This window comes from Candidatus Hinthialibacter antarcticus, assembly GCA_030765645.1.
Classification (GTDB): Bacteria; Hinthialibacterota; Hinthialibacteria; order Hinthialibacterales; family Hinthialibacteraceae; genus Hinthialibacter; species Hinthialibacter antarcticus.
In genome coordinates this window covers 37,199-57,068 of sequence record JAVCCE010000070.1, presented here as the reverse complement: position 1 = coordinate 57,068, position 19,870 = coordinate 37,199, and the positions used below count along the sequence as shown (strand labels likewise).

The 19,870-nt window shown below is 51.6% G+C and carries 17 protein-coding genes; 9 read left to right on the top strand and 8 right to left on the bottom strand.

The window, feature by feature from the left end; translation table 11 throughout:
- The first annotated feature begins 40 nt into the window (after positions 1 to 40).
- Positions 41 to 2,551 (top strand): PAS domain S-box protein, encoded by a 2,511-nt coding sequence (locus P9L94_17770; GenBank protein ID MDP8245935.1) that lies wholly within the window; start codon positions 41 to 43, stop codon positions 2,549 to 2,551.
- A gap of 21 nt (positions 2,552 to 2,572) precedes the next feature.
- On the opposite strand, the gene P9L94_17765 is transcribed toward P9L94_17770, so the two are convergent.
- Together P9L94_17765 and P9L94_17760 are read right to left on the bottom strand one after the other, a co-directional pair.
- On the bottom strand, positions 2,573 to 2,914 hold the full coding sequence (locus P9L94_17765) for an STAS domain-containing protein (protein MDP8245934.1): 342 nt from the start codon (positions 2,912 to 2,914) through the stop codon (positions 2,573 to 2,575).
- A complete protein-coding gene (locus tag P9L94_17760) occupies positions 2,907 to 3,371 on the bottom strand; it encodes a hypothetical protein (protein MDP8245933.1) in 465 nt (154 codons plus the stop codon). The genes P9L94_17765 and P9L94_17760 overlap by 8 nt, the downstream gene beginning before the upstream one ends.
- A gap of 174 nt (positions 3,372 to 3,545) precedes the next feature.
- Here P9L94_17760 and P9L94_17755 point away from each other — a divergent pair, with 174 nt between their 5' ends.
- Positions 3,546 to 4,292, top strand: a complete 747-nt coding sequence (locus P9L94_17755) for a hypothetical protein (protein ID MDP8245932.1) — start codon at positions 3,546 to 3,548, stop codon at positions 4,290 to 4,292.
- 77 nt (positions 4,293 to 4,369) lie between these two features.
- On the top strand, positions 4,370 to 5,695 hold the full coding sequence (locus P9L94_17750) for an NCS2 family permease (GenBank protein MDP8245931.1): 1,326 nt from the start codon (positions 4,370 to 4,372) through the stop codon (positions 5,693 to 5,695).
- Positions 5,696 to 6,297: 602 nt separating this feature from the next.
- Here P9L94_17750 and P9L94_17745 read toward each other — a convergent pair.
- Entirely contained in the window at positions 6,298 to 7,581 is a 1,284-nt protein-coding gene (locus P9L94_17745) for a Gfo/Idh/MocA family oxidoreductase (protein MDP8245930.1), read from the bottom strand.
- A 373-nt stretch (positions 7,582 to 7,954) separates the two neighbouring features.
- Here P9L94_17745 and P9L94_17740 point away from each other — a divergent pair, with 373 nt between their 5' ends.
- The 5 genes from P9L94_17740 to P9L94_17720 all read left to right on the top strand — a co-directional run bounded on the left by P9L94_17740 (position 7,955) and on the right by P9L94_17720 (position 12,466).
- Positions 7,955 to 8,356 carry a secondary thiamine-phosphate synthase enzyme YjbQ gene (locus P9L94_17740; GenBank protein MDP8245929.1) on the top strand — a complete coding sequence of 134 codons (402 nt, stop codon included), beginning with the start codon at positions 7,955 to 7,957 and terminating at the stop codon, positions 8,354 to 8,356.
- Between the two features lie 99 nt (positions 8,357 to 8,455).
- On the top strand, positions 8,456 to 9,451 hold the full coding sequence (locus P9L94_17735) for a hypothetical protein (protein MDP8245928.1): 996 nt from the start codon (positions 8,456 to 8,458) through the stop codon (positions 9,449 to 9,451).
- 15 nt (positions 9,452 to 9,466) lie between these two features.
- Entirely contained in the window at positions 9,467 to 10,216 is a 750-nt protein-coding gene (locus P9L94_17730) for a DUF1080 domain-containing protein (GenBank protein ID MDP8245927.1), read from the top strand.
- Between the two features lie 111 nt (positions 10,217 to 10,327).
- The gene (locus P9L94_17725) at positions 10,328 to 10,876 is read left to right on the top strand and encodes a hypothetical protein (GenBank protein MDP8245926.1); all 549 of its coding nucleotides are present in this window, start codon (positions 10,328 to 10,330) and stop codon (positions 10,874 to 10,876) included.
- A gap of 471 nt (positions 10,877 to 11,347) precedes the next feature.
- The gene (locus tag P9L94_17720; GenBank protein MDP8245925.1) at positions 11,348 to 12,466 is read left to right on the top strand and encodes a hypothetical protein; all 1,119 of its coding nucleotides are present in this window, start codon (positions 11,348 to 11,350) and stop codon (positions 12,464 to 12,466) included.
- Between the two features lie 323 nt (positions 12,467 to 12,789).
- On the opposite strand, the gene P9L94_17715 is transcribed toward P9L94_17720, so the two are convergent.
- On the bottom strand, positions 12,790 to 13,497 hold the full coding sequence (locus P9L94_17715; protein MDP8245924.1) for an RNA methyltransferase: 708 nt from the start codon (positions 13,495 to 13,497) through the stop codon (positions 12,790 to 12,792).
- Between the two features lie 216 nt (positions 13,498 to 13,713).
- Between P9L94_17715 and P9L94_17710 the strand changes: the two genes are divergently transcribed.
- The gene (locus P9L94_17710; protein ID MDP8245923.1) at positions 13,714 to 14,499 is read left to right on the top strand and encodes a class I SAM-dependent methyltransferase; all 786 of its coding nucleotides are present in this window, start codon (positions 13,714 to 13,716) and stop codon (positions 14,497 to 14,499) included.
- 328 nt (positions 14,500 to 14,827) lie between these two features.
- Here P9L94_17710 and P9L94_17705 read toward each other — a convergent pair whose 3' ends face one another.
- The 4 genes from P9L94_17705 to P9L94_17690 form a co-directional block, all read right to left on the bottom strand.
- Positions 14,828 to 15,943, bottom strand: a complete 1,116-nt coding sequence (locus P9L94_17705) for a DUF1080 domain-containing protein (GenBank protein MDP8245922.1) — start codon at positions 15,941 to 15,943, stop codon at positions 14,828 to 14,830.
- Between the two features lie 46 nt (positions 15,944 to 15,989).
- Positions 15,990 to 16,940 (bottom strand): hexose kinase, encoded by a 951-nt coding sequence (locus P9L94_17700; GenBank protein MDP8245921.1) that lies wholly within the window; start codon positions 16,938 to 16,940, stop codon positions 15,990 to 15,992.
- A 250-nt stretch (positions 16,941 to 17,190) separates the two neighbouring features.
- Complete coding sequence (locus P9L94_17695; protein MDP8245920.1) at positions 17,191 to 18,411, bottom strand: PQQ-binding-like beta-propeller repeat protein; 1,221 nt, start codon at positions 18,409 to 18,411, stop codon at positions 17,191 to 17,193.
- 11 nt (positions 18,412 to 18,422) lie between these two features.
- On the bottom strand, positions 18,423 to 19,595 hold the full coding sequence (locus P9L94_17690) for a DUF362 domain-containing protein (protein MDP8245919.1): 1,173 nt from the start codon (positions 19,593 to 19,595) through the stop codon (positions 18,423 to 18,425).
- Positions 19,596 to 19,870: the final 275 nt, after the last annotated feature.

Genomic DNA, 19,870 nt, shown 5'->3' with positions numbered 1-19,870 from the left:
TAAGACTCAAACATCTTTGAAGATAGAATGAATCGGGAATATGTCAGAACAACTTGGGCCATCTGATCTGAACCACCTTGTTGATGCAATGAAACGGGCCGCTGATGGCGACTACGCCGTCCAAGTTGATGAAATCAAAGGGAATGAGGATTACAACCAACTCGCCCGCGCCGTCAACAACCTGATTACGAAAACGCGAGACACCCTCACAACAAAACTTTCCGTCGCTAAAGCGCTGAATAAAAGCGAAGCCAAGTATCATCGTCTTCATGATTCAATGAAGGACGCATTCGCTTGTACTGATATGGAGGGGCGAATTATTGAATCAAACCCCTCCTATCAAGCCTTGCTCGGTTACACCGCAGAAGAACTAAGCCAATTAAACTACTTTGACCTGACTCCCGAGAAGTGGCATGAATTTGAACGAGCAACCGCTACAGAGCAGCTACTCTCCAGAGGGTATTCTGATGTATATGAAAAAGAGTACCGACGAAAAGACGGAACGATCATTCCTGTTGAGATTCGGGTATTTTTATTGCGTAGCGAAGACGGGCAACCCGAAGCAATGTGGGGAATAATTCGTGACATCAGCGAAAGCAAACAAGCAGAAAACAAATTACTCGAATACGAGTTTTTCTTACACAAATCACAAGAAATCGCTCATATCGGCTCCTATAGTTTTGATCTGTTAAATGACCAGTTTCAATGCTCTCCAGAATTAGACCGAATTTTTGGAATTCAACCAGACCATCCCAAAACAAAAGCAGGCTGGCTGCTAGTGGTTCATCCTGATGACCGGGATTCACTCGAACACGATTTTGAAGACAGCATCAAAAACAAAACCCGCTTTGATAAAACCTACCGGGTCATTCGTCAGACGGACATGAATGAACGGTGGATCCATGGCCTGGGCGAGTTGGAGCACGACGAAAACGGCGCTCCCATCAAAATGACTGGAACGGTTCAGGACATTACCGAAAGCAAACAAGCAGAAGACGCCTTGCGCAATAGCGAATATTACTTACGAAAATCACAAGAAGTCGCCCAGATTGGCTCCTACCACTTCAATATTACCGACGATTATTGGACATGCTCTCAGGAAATGAACCGCATCTTGGGAATTTCTCCTGATGTGCACAAAACCCTACAAACCTGGGTTGATTTAATTCATCCCGATGACCAGGACATGATGACACAGTACCTAACCAATATCATGGCTAGAAAGTTTAAATTCGATAAAGAATATCGAATTATCCGGCAAACAGACAACGAAACTTGCTGGATGTATGGCGTCGGAGAATTTGAATATGATCAAAACGGTGCGCCCATCAGCATGTTTGGCACAATCCAAGACATCACGGAGCGAAAAAACGCGGAAAAAGAACAAGAAAAACTCTCCCTTCAACTTCGCCAGTCGCAAAAGTTAGAGTCGGTTGGACGGCTTGCCGGCGGCGTTGCCCACGATTTCAACAATATGCTCAATGTCATACTCGGCTATGCGGAATTAATTGAAGGACAATTGGATGAAAATAACCCAATTCGTTCTGACATTCGTGAAATTAGCAGAGCAGGTTGCCGCGCGAGGGATATCACAAAACAACTATTGGCCTTCTCTCGCAAACAAATGATTTCGCCCAAATTGATCAATGCCAATCAATGTATACAAACGTCCATCAAGTCTCTCGTCCATCTCATCGGCGAGCATATCGAGATGAACTTTTATCCCAAAAAAGGCCTTTGGAGTATTAAATTTGATCCGTCGCAACTCGACCAGTTGCTGATTAACCTCTCAGTGAATGCGCGCGACGCCATGCCCAAAGGCGGCAAACTAACCATTGAAACCGATAACGTCTCCATTGACGAAGAATATTGCCGCCAACATGTCTATTTTTCACCAGGACAATATATCCTCATCGGGGTAAGCGACAGCGGCACAGGCATCGACAAAGACGTGCTGTCTAAAATATTTGAGCCGTTCTTTACCACGAAAGGCGTTGGCGAAGGCACCGGGCTTGGCCTTGCGACCGTATACGGAATCATCAAACAAAATAATGGGTTTATTAATGTTTATAGCGAACCCGGACAGGGAACGACATTTAAAATGTATCTCCCTCACGCTGCCGAAGCGGTAGACGAACGAAAACCGTTAAAGATTGAAGAAGAAGATAGCGGTCGCGAAACCATCCTAATGGTCGAAGACAACGACCTCGTTCGCAAAATGACGCAAAAAATGCTTGAATCAGCGGGCTATATCGTCATTGTCGCCAATGACCCAGCAAACGCCATTGAAATTTGTTCGGAGCCGGATATCGCGATCGATTTGATGATTAGCGACGTCGTCATGCCTCAAATGAACGGGACAGACCTTTGGGAGAAAGTGAAAATCATTCGTCCTGACATGAAAGTCCTTTTTATGTCAGGCTACACGTCAAACGTGATCGTTCACCACGGCGTGCTCGATGAAAGCGTTTTGTTTATACAGAAACCGTTTACTCGAAACGACCTCATCAAAAGCATCAACAGCGCGTTGGGAAAAGAGGAACCGGTTTAATCGTGTTTGCCGAACGCGGCGCTACACGTTCAAGTCAGCAACAGCCTCTTCGACAGAATCCGCCACGATCACGTGTTCATAAAAGCGGGACGTTTTCATTACGCGATGGACGGACTCATTCATTGTTGTAAGCGCAATTTTTCCCTTCATCATGGTCAATGCGCGAATGGGCGTCAACATGCCGTCCAAAACGGTGCTTTGCACTGAATGGAGTCGTTCCAGGTTCAACACAATTTTAACAGAGCCGGATTGCCGGACTTCTTGTAATTTTTCTTTCAGCAAATTAAACCCGTCCATATCGAGAGTGCCTGAAATATCAAGCACAGTAACTCCGTCCACATCACGTTTACGCGCATCAATCATTTGTATCTTTTCCCTCCGGGTCTTCGTCCTGCGGTTTCGGGATGGCCCCGTCCGCCGCTCCATTTTCGTCGGTTACAGAATGCGTTTCATCCAATTGGGGCGCGGGGGCTTCCAGCGCTTCACCAACTGGATCAAGCGGTTGTTCGCGTTCTGGCGGAATTCGCAAAAATATTTTGGCGTCTTCAACCGTTTTGAACACATTGATAAAACGCTTCCAGGTTGTTCGTTCAATGGCGCGCAACGCAGGCTCGGGAAACGCGGCGAGCACAATGCGCCCGCCCATTTGACGGTAAATTCTGAAGGTCCGGGTCAAGCGGTTTAGTTCTTGGGTCTGGACATGCCCTAAACCTTCGCCAATCCATAACAAATCGACGCTGCCCTGGCTGCGGATAAGAGAGATGGTTCGTTCGACTTCAGTGATGGCTTCAGCGTCCAATTCACCGTCGATTTTCATCATATCCGCATTCCCAAATTGAGTACAGGTAATCTTGACCATAGACTATATTGAACCGAGATGCACTCCAGCGGTAGGCTTTTCAGACGTTTTATGCTAATTATGATACGATTTGTTACCGGGACGCTATGCTGTTCGTCCACGCAATCGAATTCGCCAAAAGGAGAGTAACCGTCCATGAATCGAGGCATCGACATGGGGAAAGCCGTTTCCGTATTTCTCGCTGGAGTCATTCTGTTCGCCGCAATGGGATGTATTCAGGCGCCATACAAAGAATTGGTTTCCAAAAACCCCTACATTATTGATAAATTAAACCACGGCATGACGCTGGGCCATCAAGACGGCGGTAGTTTCTGCAAAGTGGGCTGGAGCCCCGGCGCCGACGGACAGATCAGTTATGATCTACCGGGGATGCCCCAAGGGCAAATCACCATTCAAGCATCCGGCTTGAGCCGTTTAGAAGACGGCGGCGTCTTTTTAACCCTCTTTGAAGCCGTCGATAGCCAATACGCCGAGCCATTCGTCACAAAAAATCCCTACTTGGTGACGCTTGCGGCTAAAAATTATTTGGCGCACCCTCATTCAACCTTTGACCTGCAATGGACCATCAAAAATTTCCCGCCTGATGCGCCGAACGACGTTCGTTACAGCGACCAGACGCCGGAACTTTCGTATCAACAGACATTGCCCAGCGGCGAAGTGGCGTTGTATCCAGATGACACCCAAACGATCACCTTAACCTGGATGAACGGCAAAGCGCGGCTGGCGGTCGACGGCAAAGTCGTCATCGAACATAACTATGCGCCGCTGACCTTCAACTCAAGCGCACTGCGTTTAGTGATCGGCAAAAGCCCCATCACGAGCAGCCTCGGCCTTGGTGATCTCGTGATTCAAAAAGTCGTGGTGTCTTACCCCGGAATGTAGTTCACCACCGATTATGTGAAGTAACGCGCAACGGGCCGATATTTTTGTCGGCCCGTTTTTATGACAGGAGATAAATCATGTTCGAGCGCTGGTTTCATCTTGCAGACAACCAAACCACCATTCAGCGTGAAGTCTTAGGCGGACTAACAACCTTTTTTACTCTGTCATACATCATCTTCATGCAACCGGCCCTGCTCTCGCTCGCGGGGATGGACATGGGCGCGGTCATGGCGGCGACGTGCATCTCCTCCGCCATCGCTTGCCTCATCATGGGGCTGTACGCCAACTATCCCATCGCGCTCGCGCCCGGCGTCGGGCCGAACGTATTCTTCGCCATCACCGTCTGTATGGGGATGAGCATCCCCTGGCAAACCGCGCTCGGCGCCGTATTCATCAGCGGCCTTCTTTTTCTGGCGCTGACGGCGTGCGGACTGCGCCGCATGATAATGAACATCATTCCGCAATCCATGAAAATCGCCATCGGCGCGGGAATCGGCCTGATGATCTGCCTGCTGGGGTTTCAATGGGGCGGCGTCGTAGTCGACGACCAAGCGGTCTTGATCGGCATTGGACGCCTGACTTCACCCAGCGTGCTTGTGTCCGGCGCAGGGCTGTTAACTGCCATCGTATTGCTTGCGCTGGAAGTCCGCAGCGCCATCCTGGTCGGCATGATCGTCTCGACCGGCGTCGGCCTCTACTTCGGCATGTTCACCTATCAGGGGTTCTTGGATGCGCCGCCCTCCATCATGCCGACGCTCATGCAAATGGACGTCATGGCGGCGCTTAATTTGGGCTTTCTCAGCATTATTTTCGTCTTCTTTATTGTGGATTTATTCGACACCATTGGTACGCTGGTCGGCGTTGCTGAACTGGGCGGATTTATGAAAGACGGCGAACTGCCCCGCGCCAATCAAGCGTTATTCGCCGACGCAGCAGGCACCACCATCGGCGCCATGTTGGGAACATCGACCGTCACCAGTTACGTCGAATCATCCGCCGGCATCAGTTCCGGCGCGCGCACCGGACTCGCCAGCGTAGTGACGGCGGCGCTGTTTATCGCTGCGCTGTTTTTCTCGCCGCTAGTGAAGATGCTGGGCAGCGGGGTTGAATCCACCACCGGCGCGACCGTGTATCCCGCCATTGCGCCCGCACTGATTATCGTCGGCTTTCTGATGATGCGCTCAGTGAAGATGGTCCCCTGGGACGATATCACCGAAGCGATGCCCGCGTTTCTCACCATCGTGATGATCGCGTTTAGTTTTTCGATTACAGAGGGAATCGCATTCGGCTTTATCAGTTATACGTTGCTGAAATCCGTGACGGGAAAATTCAAAGACATTCATCCACTGATGGCGATTTTGTCTGTGATCTTCGTCTTCCGCTATTTCTTTATGACGATTTAGGGCATCGCTTAGACAGTGCGAAAACGTAATCCCTTCTCCCTCTGGGAGAAGGTGAGGATGAGGGTTTTATAAGAAAAAATATGAGCATGGCATGAATCGCATTCCCAGTGATTGTTCTGTTTAAAAAGTGAATCCCACCATCGGAAATTGTTAGGTTCTTATTGGTGGGTTTCGCTTCGCTCAACGCCACCCTACTTGCTACCGCATAGCGAAACGATACTTTCATGAATGAGCGAAAACGTAGTCCCTTCTCCCTTTGGGAGAAGGTGAGGATGAGGGTTTTAAAATGATGCAATTCCAGCGCGACGGAACGGTTCCGCGATTTATTCTTAATGCAGGTGAAGATTTGAAACAAAATTAGTTGCAAAATAAAAGGCGGCGAGGCCGCCCCTCACCCCAGCCCCTGCCGAGCCGCGATCAAAAGAAATGTTCTCGCTTACACGCGGCTCACCAGGAGGTTCGCCCTCCCCACTTCATTCATCCACCCGACAAACGCTTCGGGCTTGGGGGCGGCTCTGTGAGCGCCTGTGCAAGGAAGTCATTAAGACCGCACTGAAGCGAAGAGAGACGTACCCAAGCCCGGGGTCACGAGCATACGATTCTCACCCCGTATACGGATGTTTATACGGTGCGCGGTATTCGCGTTTGAGCAGCGCCTGGGCGGCTTCGCGATTGGTGATGTTTTCTGATTTTGCGTCCCAATCAACGCGGTTGTTGGTTTCATAGGCAATCATACCGAGTTGCACCGTCCCGGTTGATTGATAAGCCACTTCCGGCGAGCACGGCGCAGGCTTGTTCGCCTTAAGGCTTGTGAGAAATTCCGCCATGTGGGCGACGCCCGAACTGCCCTGCTCCGGCGTGATGGTTTGGCGCTCGGCGTTGCGTTGGTTGGGGACAATCACGACTTTCTTATCATCCACAAAAATGGTTTCGTTTTCGCAGAACAGCGTTACGCCGATGTTGGTTTCGGGGGTGTACTCCGCCGCGCCCCAGAGACGGTGCCGCCAGACAACCGGGCATTCATCAAATTCAAAGTGGACACAGAGCGTATCCGGCGTGGTGATTTTCCCGTCGAGTTGATACAACCCGCCTGCTGCGTGAATTGACTTTGGCATTCCCAAATCGAGCATCATGCGGGTGGCGTCGATGTAGTGGATGCCCCAATCGACCAGGTGCCCGTGTCCGGTGGTTTTCTCAAGCCGCCAGTTGAAATGCCCGATGGCGGGGCTGTAAGGCAACTTGGGCGCAGGCCCGCACCACAGATCCCAATCGAGCGTCTTGGGCGGGTCTTGCGGCGTGGTATCCTGTACGCCCGCTTTGTAGTGGATGTTGGCGTCGACTTGCACGACCTTGCCGGGCGCGCCTTGCTGCAAGCGTTCTTTGACCACGTGAAACGGCGCAACCTGCCGCCGTTGGAAACCCATCTGCACAATGTTGCCCGCCTTCTTGTGCGCGTTCACCATGGCGCGGCCTTCGCGCAGATCATACGCCAGCGGTTTCTCGCAATAGATCGGCAATCCCTTTTCGCAAGCGGCGATAAACGGCAGCGCATGCCAATGCGGCGGCGTCGCGATAAAGACCGCTTGCAAATCAGAAAGGTCTAACAATTCTTCGTAATGCTTAAACGCCTTCGGACGCGAGCCGGACAAGCGCTCGACGTTATCCATCGTTTTTTTGCTTTGTTCAGAATCCACGTCGCACACGGCGATCACCTGAACGCCGCCGACTTGATGCGCGTTTTTGATCAGTTCATTACCGAACCATCCGCAGCCAATCACGCCCACGCGCAATGGCCCGTCTGATTGCGCCAGAGCGCTAAAGTTTGCCAGCGTTGAAGCGCCAACCGCAGCCGCGCCAACAAATCCACGTCGTGTTACTGTATTCATCCTGGTTCCTCCTCAAAAAACCGCAAATATCGAATTCAATCGGATGCCAATAAAGTAAACCATTTCACTCGTCTTGAATATGGATAATCAACGAAAAAATCATTCGCTTAAAAAATGAATAACCCCGACGCAAGCAGCGGGGGATCAAATCGGGTATTGAGAATCCATCTAAAACCCATTTTGTTTGGGGTGGGAATACGGACTGCCAATTCTGGCGTGGGTGCATCTCTGTGAGCGCCTGTGCAAAAGGGCCTGAAAGCCCGCGCGGAAGCGAAGAGAGATGTACCCACGCCTTTCGCAACGAAAGTACAATGTATGTTAAGATGGATTCTAGAACGTTTGATAAAATATTGTTAAGAATGGGGGCCGCCCGATGAAACGAAAAACCATCACAATACAAACTCACAGCCGCACCGAATTCACCGCCGTATCGCAAGCGGTGCAAAAAGCGCTAACGGAACTCACCTCCAGCGACGGCGTCTGTACGCTATACGTCCCCCATACCACGGCGGGCGTGTTTATCAATGAGGGATACGACCCCGACGTAATGCGCGACGTAGAGGCCTCGCTTGAGCGGCAGGTCCCCTGGCGCGCAGGCTACGCCCACGCCGAAGGCAACGCCGCCGCCCACATCAAAGCCATCCTCACGGGAAACAGCCAGCAGGTGCTAGTCGAAAGCGGGCGCTTGCTGTTAGGCCAATGGGAAGAAATATTCTTCGCTGAATTTGACGGCCCGCGCACCCGTAAACTAATTGTTTCGATAATCGAGGGATAACACAAAGCGCCATTTGCAGCGCCGAAGCATTTTTGATATGCTTCTATCATTGCTCTTCGATATCGCTTGATCGTGTTCATTCCGTGGGAGGAAACCAACATGAAGACGCTGCTTGCTTGCATCGTAATCGTCTGTTCGATCACCTTCACGCCGATTGCCGCCGATTATCCGCAGACGACCTTGTCAAACGACGCGATGGAAATGTTGATCTATCTGCCCGATGCAGAAAACGGCTACTATCGCGGCTCGCGCTTTGAATGGTCGGGACTGATTCAGCAAATCAAATACGCCGGACACACCTATTTCGGCGATTGGAAATCCACCCACGACCCAGAAAACCATGACGACCTGGCCGGGACCGCCAGCGAGTTCGGCATGTTCACGCCGCTGGGCTATGACGACGCGAAACGGGGAGAGACCTTCGTCAAGATCGGCATCGGCGAATTACAGCGCATCAACACCAGCGGCTATCAGTTTCACACAAACTACGAGGTTGCCACTGCGTACGATTGGACCATCAACAGCACGTCCAACAGCATCGAATTCATACAAGAGTCGCCCGGCTTTAAGGGTTGGAAATATCACTTCGAAAAGCGCATTCAACTGGCAGAAGGCGCCGCGCCGCGCTTCAGCATCTACCACAAGATCGTCAACACAGGCTCCAACCCAATCAACACCGACTATTATTGCCACAATTTCACCATCATCGACGACGACCCCATCGGCCCGGCGTATACGCTGGAGTTCCCCTTTGAATTGCAGTTTCCCCAGTCGCTAAACGGCTACGCCAAAGCAGAGGGAAAAACAGTGCAATTTCTCAAGCCGCTCAAAAACACCAGCATCTACGCTGAGTTCGAAGGCTATGAGGTCGCGCCCGAAAACACCGGCGTGACCATTTACAACCAAGACCGCAAGGCCGGAATCAAAATCAACGGCGACTACGGCGCCTATGAATTTCACTATTGGTCGACGACGCTGGCGACCTGCCCGGAACCGTTTCTAAAAATCGACATCGAACCCGGCGAGTCAATCGAATGGACGGACGAGTATGAACTGATCGCCGAAAACGGCATCAATCAGACACAATATAAATAACAGGGAGAGAGAAAGATGAAACAGTGGTTTACCATGAGCCTCAGTTTGATTGCGCTTGCATCGCTTTGCATCGCGACGCCAATAACAAGCAACGCGCAAGCAGACAAGCCAATCGAATTGTTTAACGGCAAAGACCTCACCGGCTGGGAAGGCCAAGGCCAGAATAACCAATGGCTGGTCGTCGGCGACGTGCAGCTCGGCAGCAAAGACAAAAGCGCATTCGCCATGGAACGCGGCGAGGGCATCATGACCAACTCGCTGCAAGGCCGCACCGTCAACCTGTTCACTGACGATCAACACGGCGACTGCCGCCTTCACATCGAGTTCGTTGTGCCCAACGGCTCAAACTCCGGCGTGTATTTTCAGGGGCTGTACGAAATTCAAGTGTTTGACAGCTACGGCAAGGGCGTCGTAGAACATTCCGACTGCGGCGGCATTTATCAACGCTACGTTGAAGGCGAAGGCCGAGGCTATGAAGGCCACCCGCCCCGCGTCAACGCCAGCAACGCCCCCGGCGTCTGGCAAAGTTATGATATCGTGTTCCGTGCGCCGCGCTTTGACGCCAGCGGCAAAAAAACCGAGAACGCCAAATTCATTCAAGTGGCGCACAACGGCGTTACCGTCCATGAAAACGTCGAAGTCACCGGCGGCACCCGCGCCCACATGGACCGCGACGAAGCCCCGCTCGGCCCGCTGATGTTGCAAGGCGACCACGGCCCGGTGGCCTACCGCAATATTCGCATGACCCCGTTGAAATTGAAATAAGCCTGGAGATTGAACGTTCCGACTTGAGAACCCAGCGGCTATGATATACATGGGGCGGCGCAATAGCCGCCTCATTTGCATTCTACTCGCATCGAATTGGAGATTTTTTTAATGGAAGGCCCGGAATTTTCACGAGAATTAGAGAGCAAACAACTCAGCGAAGTCATCACAGACATCTACGACGTCTTATGCGATGAAATGGAAATCCTATCGCCGCCCGACAACGATAACGGCATTTTCAAATACATCGGCACAAGCCCGCAAGCCCAATATTATATCACCAAGGTCTGCCGCCGCCGCGACGTACAGCGGGCGGGCTTCGGCTTTGTCATTCAACGCGCCGAGTTAGCCGACCGTTTTCGCATTTCTCTCGACATTGAAATCACCGATGAAGTCACCCGCAAAGATTCGACCGCCGTGGTGGAATACATGCGCGAATACGCCTTCATGCACTTTGATGAACCCAAGCCGGAGATGGTGGTCTACACCCAGCCCGCCCACAGCGGAAAGCGCAGTTGGTCCGACAAGCGCTTCGTCGGCATCGAGGTCGAAATCACCGACAAGGAATTCAAATCGCTACAGCGCCTGGCCAAACGCATACTCGACAACGCCCGCAAGTTGTTCCACGCGGTCGATTTTGCGCTGACCAATGAAACCTAAACCAATCCGAATTTCATTGACTTTAGGCTCGAAGCCCGGTCTTTTCGCCCCCCTTTTTTAAGGGGGGACGGCGCTGAAAGCGCCAGGGGGGATCACAAAACAGCACAAACAAAGCGATACATTCAAACAATATTTCAAGGGCTGGCTTCATTTGATTCAGCCTTGGCTCGCCACCCCTTAAGTCAATGACATTGTTTTTATGAATATCATTGACTTTAGACTCGAAGCCCGGTCTTTTCGCCCCCCTTTTTAAGGGGGGACGGCGCTGAAAGCGCCAGGGGGGATTCGGGCGCATCGCTTTGCGGCCCTGCCCTCGCCGCGCCCGCCTATAGTATTGCTCAAATTATTCTCTTTTGATCCAGACATTCGTTACGAGGCGCGATATTGTTTTCTTCTGAAGTTCTCCTGGTGGGCTGCTGCCGCGAGCCCACCCTACCATACTAACGGTGTAACGCCAAAGGAGATTTAATTATGAAAACGATTCTGATTATAACCACAGTTTGTCTGTGTTGTGTTTCTTCAACCTTCGCGCAGTCTAAAATCGAACTAACGCCCGGACAACCTGACCGATTTAGAGATTTGCTTATTACTCCAATCAGCGCAGTTAGCAAAATTGCTTTGCCGCAACAAAAAATCAATGTGGTAGGCACCCCAGGCTACCTCACATCATTTCGGGCAAGTGGAGATGGGAATATCATCATATCAAATGGTGATGGCCGTTTTTTAGACCGCTCTATGACCAATGCGCGATTGGACACTTCACTCAATGTCTCGGAACCCAATTTAAATGTTGGGTATTATGTAAGCAATAATGGAAATTGGTTGATACGAATTCTGTATAATACAGAATTAGATCAATCAGAAATGCAGTATATTGATTTCGTTACTAAACAGATTATGTATACATTCGAACTTGAAGGGGCTTTTGGTGAAACTGCCTTTAGCTCCGATGCGAATACATTTGCCCATATTTCAAAATCAAGCCGTTCTCTCGTCACTCGCAAGGGGAGTGAATTCCAAACTGATTTAGTTCCTAATACCAAAGGCAACCCAATAATATCCTCATCCGGTGATCGTGTTTTCACCGAGATTGAGTTTGAGGATGAGTCAAGACGCCATGCGTTGATTGAGAGATCGGCGGATGGCTGGTCTGAGCCATCGTTTTTTAGTCTATATGACCATGATCTAAACGAGTTGGAGTTTAAGATTCGTGATGTGGCCAATGACGGCGACACCCTGTTAATTCGAGCAGAAAGCCGTGGGCTGGCAGTCGTAAACGGCAAGAATAATGAATGGGGACTTCCTGAATTCTTAGATTTCCAATGGCAGTTGCCTTTTTCGAATCGTTATTCGATTTCAGAAGACGGCAACGTCGTTCTAATCGAATCACTTAGAGAGGAAGACGGCATTATCGATTACATTGATCTCTTTCTGTTCATCAAGCAAGACGATGGAGAATGGAAACAGCAAAAGGTTAATCCTGACGGCGTTGACGCCTCTCCTGGCGCAATTCTCACCAAAGACGGCTCCAAAGTGTTCTGGATTCCCTGGCAAACAATGTCCAGCGTGGAATATGATGTATATAAATAAGGTTCATCCGGTAATTGAGTTCCTACATTGATGGATGGCCATGATTTTTATTCAGAAATAGGCTCCGGCATTTCACAAATTGACAACCCAATCAGGCATGAATGGAACTCTGGGAGCGCCTGTGCATAAGGGCCTGAAAGCCCGCACTGAAGCGAGCAGAGTCCCACCCATGCCTGATACAGCGAAAGATCAAAAATTCACGAAAAAGCGTCAAAAAAACGCAATTCAATTTGTGATAAAGTACCCAAATACCGGAAGAACGACAAATAATGTTTTGTTTGAATGTTGCATCACCCCGGGCAGTCATTGCGGCCGCCCGGGGGTCATTTTTTCTGGATCGACTTCAACGCGCCCATCAACACCGGGTATTCGTCTTGCGTCAGTTGCAGGCGATACAACAAGTCGCGCACCACTTCAAACTGTTGTTCGCGGCGCCCCGCTTTAAAAAATCCGCCATGGTCTAACACCGCGAGCAGTTCGTCGCCAATACGCGCCAGGTTCTCCCGCGACGCCGGGGCGGGACGCTCGACGGGCGCAGGCGCAGGGTTGCGGGTTAATTCATACAAGGCAATCGCCACCGCATGAGCGAGATTCAGGCTCAGCGTCTCCGCTTGCAACGGGATTTCAACCACCGCGTCGCAGACATGCTTGTCTTCGTTGGTCAGCCCCGCATCTTCGGGGCCGAACAGCAACCCGACGCGGGTTCCAGACTGCGCGCGCCAATCGCCTTGGCTCCACTCGACCAGCTCCAAACCCGGACGATGAAACCCATGTTCGCGCCGTGAAAAGGCGTACACGCGATGGCAGTCGGCGACGGCGTCGTCCAGGGATTCAAACAGCGCCATGTTGAGCAGGCGGTCTTCGGCGCCGCTGGCGGTGCGGTAAGCGGGCGAATTGAGGCTCCAACGGGCGGGATCGCTCACCAAACGCAAATCGTCAAAGCCAAACGCCTTCATCGAACGCGCAACAAAGCCGACGTTTTCGGGAATCTGAGGCCGGACTAAAATCACGGCAATATCTGTTGTCTTCATTTCATCTACTCAAACAAAACCCCGCGCGCATTCACAATTTTTATGAGCGTACTCCACCCGGCGAATCGTTCAAGAGACAAGCGCCGCTCCCCTTCGCAAGCGACAACATCGGGTATAATCATTCCGTTGGATTCTACGCTTTTCCGCCCAGCGGGCCGTTGAAACTTCAGCGGCGAATCCAACAACCCACGACTACCCTGGATCGAGGTTTCTGTAATGAAATTTTATGACCAATTGGCTTCCGACTACGACGCATTCATCGACTGGGAAGAGCGCCTCAAACGCGAAAACCCTTTCTTTCAACACATATTCCGTGAATGCCTGGCGACCTCTATCCTCGACTTGGGCTGCGGCTCGGGCGGCCACTCGCTGTATTGGGGCGACATGGGCATGAACGTGGTCGGAATCGACAGCGCCGCCGCCATGATTCAACGCGCGCAACATCTCGCCGATGAAAAAGAACTGGACATCGAGTTTCATTGCCTGCCGATTACCGATTTTTCCAAACGCATTCAGCAACAATTTGACTCCGTGGTTTGCGTGGGCAACACTTTATCGCACTTACTCACAGAAGAAGATGTTTTGAAATGCTTCAACGAAACCATCGCCTCGCTCAAACCCAGCGGCTCCGCGATTTTTCATTGCCTGAATTACCAGCGCATTCTCGACGTTAAAAAACGCGACATGCCGGTCAAGTCGCGCATCCTCGACGATAAGGAATACGTCTTTTGCCGCTATTATGAATTTGGAACGCCCAATCTGACGTTTCATTTCGTCACGGCGGTGAAAGAAAACGGCGACTGGCGCTCGCACAGCCATCAGCTGATGCACCACCCCTGGCGCCGCGACGAACTGGTCAGCCTCGCCAAGCAAGCGGGCTTCACCCAGGTCATGCAATACGGCGGCTATGACTTCAGTAAGTTTGTGGATACGGAAAGCAACGATTTAATTCTCGTCTGCGAAACCGGCGAAACCGAATACGCCGAAGGCGATTATAAATAGCGGGCATAATGTTGTTTTTGTAGGATGGGTTCTTTATACTTAACCCACCCTGCCCTGCTGGTTATTAATCCGCCAAGCGGGACAATGCTAAGCAAAACAGGCTTGGGGGCGTCTCTGTGAGCGCCTGTGCAAAAGGGCCTGAAAGCCCGCACCGAAGCGAATGGAGATGTACCCAAGCCGGTTGTAATATTGAATTCTCAAAAAATAGGATTGTGAGCGTTCATATAAAAAAGGGGCGAGATATAAACTCGCCCCTTCGGTCATTCAACTGGTTGTATCTGGTGGGTTAACCCACCTCGCAATGACGCTGACCTTGAACTTCAAATTCTTACCGCCAGTTTCGTTTGATAATCTTCGCGTCGCGGTATTGAATAACGGTTCCAGGCGTATGCTGTTGGAATGCGACGCTTCCACGATGCGGCTCGGCAATCTCGCTGGACTCGCACACGTTCTCGCCATTAACTCGAACCATAGCGTGCGGGCCGTCGCTGAAAACTTGTAACAGAAACCATTCTTCGTCATAACTAACGATGCGTTGCGCGGGCGCGATGCCATATAAACTTCCTGTGGGATTGGTGCTGTCGGGCGAGTTGAAGCATTGCACTTCGATGCCGTGCCCGTCTCCGGCCCAGTTAAAATGGACGCCGCCGTTACCGTTCACAATCGTTTTACACCAGGCCTGAAATTCCATCGGGCCGTCAAATTCTTCTTTGCTGCTGGCAAACCCATTTTGTCCTTTACCCGTGAGGACGCCGTCCGCAAGGCTCCATTCGGTTTTTTCATGAAGGTGAAAACCGTCCAGTCCGTCTTTGAAGAGGTCTGTCCATTGCTCTTTGCCGGGCAGCGTCTTGATTTCGATATTTTTGAAATACCCCTTGCAGCCGATGTTTTGAATTCCGACAAAACCGCTGCGCAAGCGATGGCGAAAGGCGTCATCATTTTCCATATTTATATTATGAATGAGTTCGCCATTGAGTGTCACTTTTAACGTAGGCCAATCGCAGACGATTTCGCATTGGTTCCATTGGCCCGACGGCTTGTTCGCAATCGCCATTGGCGCGGCGGCGTCATAGATGGCGCCCGGCGAGCGCGCGCCGTATTTTTTCTGATCGTGGCGAAGATGGAGTTTCAATCCCAATTTTGAAGCCGGGCCGTCAGCGGGCGCATGAATCAAGACGCCGCCTTCATACCAGCCTTCGGTTTGAAATTCAAAACGCAGCACGAAGTTTTCGTATTCTTTTTCTGTACGCAGCCAGGTCGGATACGGCCCGGCGCCAGTTGTGAAGATCGCGTTCTTTTTCACGGCAAAAGCGCCCGGCTCGCCAATCGGCGTCCACCCGCTCAGGTCTTTTCCATTAAACAACGGCGTGAAGTTTTCCTCCGCGCGAACGGTGAACAAACAAAGACAGACGAGTAACAACAACGCGAAAAATCGTATTTTCATTTCATTACCCTTTCATGCAAGCAAACAACATAGGATTGGCTCTGATCTACAGTTCGCCGATTTTGCGCGATTTGACCCGCGCCTTCATGGCCTCAAGTTGCTTGCGGTCGAGCCAACCGGGGCCGACGTGCTTCACCGCCGCCGAGGCCGCCGCAATCGCGGTTTTAAACATGTCCTCCGGGGGCAGGTCTTGAATCATGCCCACAACCAGCCCCGCCGCCAGCGCGTCGCCGCACCCAACCGAGTCATGAATTTCACCGGGATTCATCTCGACGTTCATCCGCCAGACGCCGTCTTCGCACCCGGCGATCAAGCCACGAGAACCCAAGGTAATCACCGAAAACGGGATGTTGGAAATCTGGTGTACCGCCTGCAACGCGGCGAACTCCTGCTGGGCGCCGTTCATGTTGCGCCCAGACAATTCTTCGGCTTCTTCTTGATTGATTTTGACCGCGTAGGGGTGAGACTTCGCGCCGCGCATCAAGGCCGGGCCGCTGGCGTCGAGAATGGTCAAGGCGCCGCACATGCGGCATTGCTCGATCAAGTTGTAATAATAATCGTCCGGCAACCCAGGAGGCAAACTACCCGAAATGACAACGTAGTCGTCTGTTCCGAGGGACGAGAGCAATTGTTCGACCAACTCGTCAGCCCATTTTTTTTGGACGTCGCAGCCGCGGGTTTGCACATGAGTCACGCCGCCGCCGTCTTCCAGGATGGTGCAATGGCGGCGCACGGAAAAGCCGCCCGTCACCGCCTTCATCTCCACCCCGCGCTTGTCGCAATAGCGACGGTACATGTCTTCATCATTTCCACCCAGCAGCATGTAGGCCGTGGATGGGACGCCCAGCGCAGCCAAGACAGTCGTGACGTTTAATCCTTTTCCAGCGGGGACGCATTCAAAGGCGCGGCTGCGTACTGTATCGCCTTTTTCAAACGAGCTGACGCAATAGATCAAATCGACGACGGGGTTTAGGGTTATCGTGTAGATATCAGGCATAAGGAACCATATCGATTTCATTTGGTTTTGGATTTAAGAAAATTCGCCGCCACTCTTGGAGCGAGTCAAGGCTGAATGAAATAAAGCCAGCCCATGAGGTGAACGATGGCGGGTCGCGTTTTCGGATCCCCCCTAGCCCCCCTTAATAAGGGGGGGGCGCTACAAGCGCCGGGGGGATAACTGAAGAACTTTTCCCGCAATTGAATGGCATTTAGGTTCGCCCTCCCCAAAAAAATTTAAAGGTCACCTTTTATTCGTATGACGCCCAATCTTTAATCGGGGTGGCTTCGCCAACGGCGTAGAGCGTGCTGTCATAGGCTGCAACCAGAATTACGCCGTCAGAAGTAATCACTGGCGCCGCCGTAATATTTGAATTCGCCAGTTTCATCTGCCAGATTTCTTCGCCTTCAGAACTGACGGCATATAACACGCCGTTGGTGTCGCCGAAGTAGACGGTCCCGTTGGCGTCAACGGTTGGCGATCCCATCACATACGGAGGGCCGTAATAATCGGGATCATCCGCTAGTTCAGCCGGGCGGACAGAGTAGTTCCATTTGATGCTGCGCGCATCACCGTCAATGGCGTATAACGAACCGTCGAGGCAACCAACATACACGGTCCCGTCCGGCCCGATGGCAGGCGATGAGTACACCGCTTTGGGCAGCGTCACCCGAAATTTGCGGCGCATTCCGCCCAGATCAACCGCATACAAGGCGCCGTCGTTGGTGCGCGATACGCCAACGTATAATGCGTTGCGTTCAGTATCAATCGCAGGCGAAGACACAACGCGGTTATGGTTGCTTTCAATCGTCTCTGAAAACTCGGTTACTTGGCGTTTAGAACTCGGTTGATATTTTTCGACGACGAGTTTGCTGCCGTCGTTGGTGCAGACATAGATGTTGCCGTCTGTATCTAACACTGGCGAAGACGATAATTTTCCGCCGATGTCCGTACTCCAAAGCAAAGCGCCGTTGGGGCGAATGGAATACATATAGTTGTTCCATGACACCGCGTAGGTTTGCCCGCTTTCGGAAACCAGCATTGGAGCGACGATGCGGTTTTCTTCGCCTCGGCTAGCTTGGTAGTTCCAGTTTTCCAGCCCTTCCGAATCAACCGAATACACATTGCCTTCGTGGTCGGAAAAGATAATTTCTCCGCTGGGAGAAATTGCGGGCGCCGAGAAGAGCGAATCTTGCGCTTCATAGCTCCACTGCAATTCGCCGTCGCTGTTGAGCGCATATAAAAAATTGTCGGTCGATGCGGCGTAGATGCTGCCGTCTTCACCGACAGCAGGCGAACTGTAAAATGAAGAATCCGCATAAAACATCCATTTTAATTCCGGCTTGGCAGGCCCAGCGTAGGGGCTGAGTCCGGTGCGTTGGTTATTGCCGTGAAAAGTCGGCGTCGCCTGGCTCCAGGAGGTCAACCCGAAGCAGATCACGAAGAAGTATGTCATGTATGTACGTTTCATGGTTGGTCTCCTTATTCCTTATCCGCGCCGGGTAGAAAAGCGTAACGCGCTTCCGCGATACTCGTACCAACAACGTCGATGTCGCTCAGGTTGTTGGTTCCCAGATATTTGTCAGCAGCCAGTTGGAAAGTGTTTTCACCGTTATAAAACGGCTTCGTCCAACCCAGCGCCTGCGGGTCGGCGTTCATCACCGAGGAACCGACCGCATCAACATTCACGCAGTTGGTCCCCGCAATCAATACGCCTGGTACGCACAATCCGAGTTGGTCGCCGTTCCAGGCGCCTTCGCCGCCGGACTGGGTGACGACGGCGTCAACGATCGCGAGATCAATCGGGCGCGCGCGGTTAATGTCCGTCACAATGCGCGGAACACGGAAACCTGGATTATGTGAAACCACCGGTGAAATCATTCCGTCGGTTTCGGGCGAGCGCTGGCCGCTGTGTAAGACGTCTCCGCGCGCCTGCACAGCGCCTTCGCCTCTCGATTGGGCGTCACTGCCGTATAACGCGTTAGGCGTAATTCCAAACATATTTTTCATCGACAGCGTGATGCCCGCAATGTCGTGGTTTTTCATCTTCGCGATTGAAACCATGACGTCGGTCTCGACGTAACGATGATTGAAGTCAAACGAGTTAAACAGATAACCATCGTCGCCCACTTGCAGGGTGTGGTATTTTCCTCCGCGTCCTTTGTTGCGCGTATTTTCAAACTCAACAATCGGGCACATCGACTGGAAGAGGCTGACATCGTAGCCGTCTTCAATAAATCCTTCTTCCTGTGAAGTAGAATAGATGCTCTCAACCACGACGCAGCGGGTGGCGCCGTATTCTTCAAACAACTTACAGGCGGCCAGCGTCACCATCGGGTGAGTGTATACGGTTTCAACCCGATTGAGCGAAAACAACCCCTTCGCCAGGTGTCCTGTCAGATTGACTTTAATGGTAACGGTCTTGTTTTTGACTAAATCGCGCACCGTGCCCAGCCAGTCGAACATTTCCGACAAGCGCGATTTGACCAATTCAAACTGGTAGGTATTGCACCGGTGCAGCGCAACCGGAGCGGTGGGCGGCAAGGCGCCTTGGGTCGGCGCGGCAGCCAGCACGCTTTCATTGGCTGCGGCGAACATGCTGACAGCGGTAGACTTTAAAAACGTACGGCGTGAACAACATTGGCGAGATTGCATGATGACCCCTTGTGTTGTGTGAATGACCTTAGAAGCAACCCGGTCTGCAATTCAATTTCAAAAATAACAACGAAAATGTAACATCCTAAAAAAAAGACACTCTCAATACTATAACGATAAATGATAACATTCGTCAATCATAAGTCCGAATTCAGGCATGGGTGCGACTCGGGGAGCGCCTATGCATCAGGGCCTGAAAGCCCGCACTAAAGCGAGCAGAGCTGTACCCATGCCGCATGCAGCGATATAAAAAAAGTATCCAAATTTACGGAAGA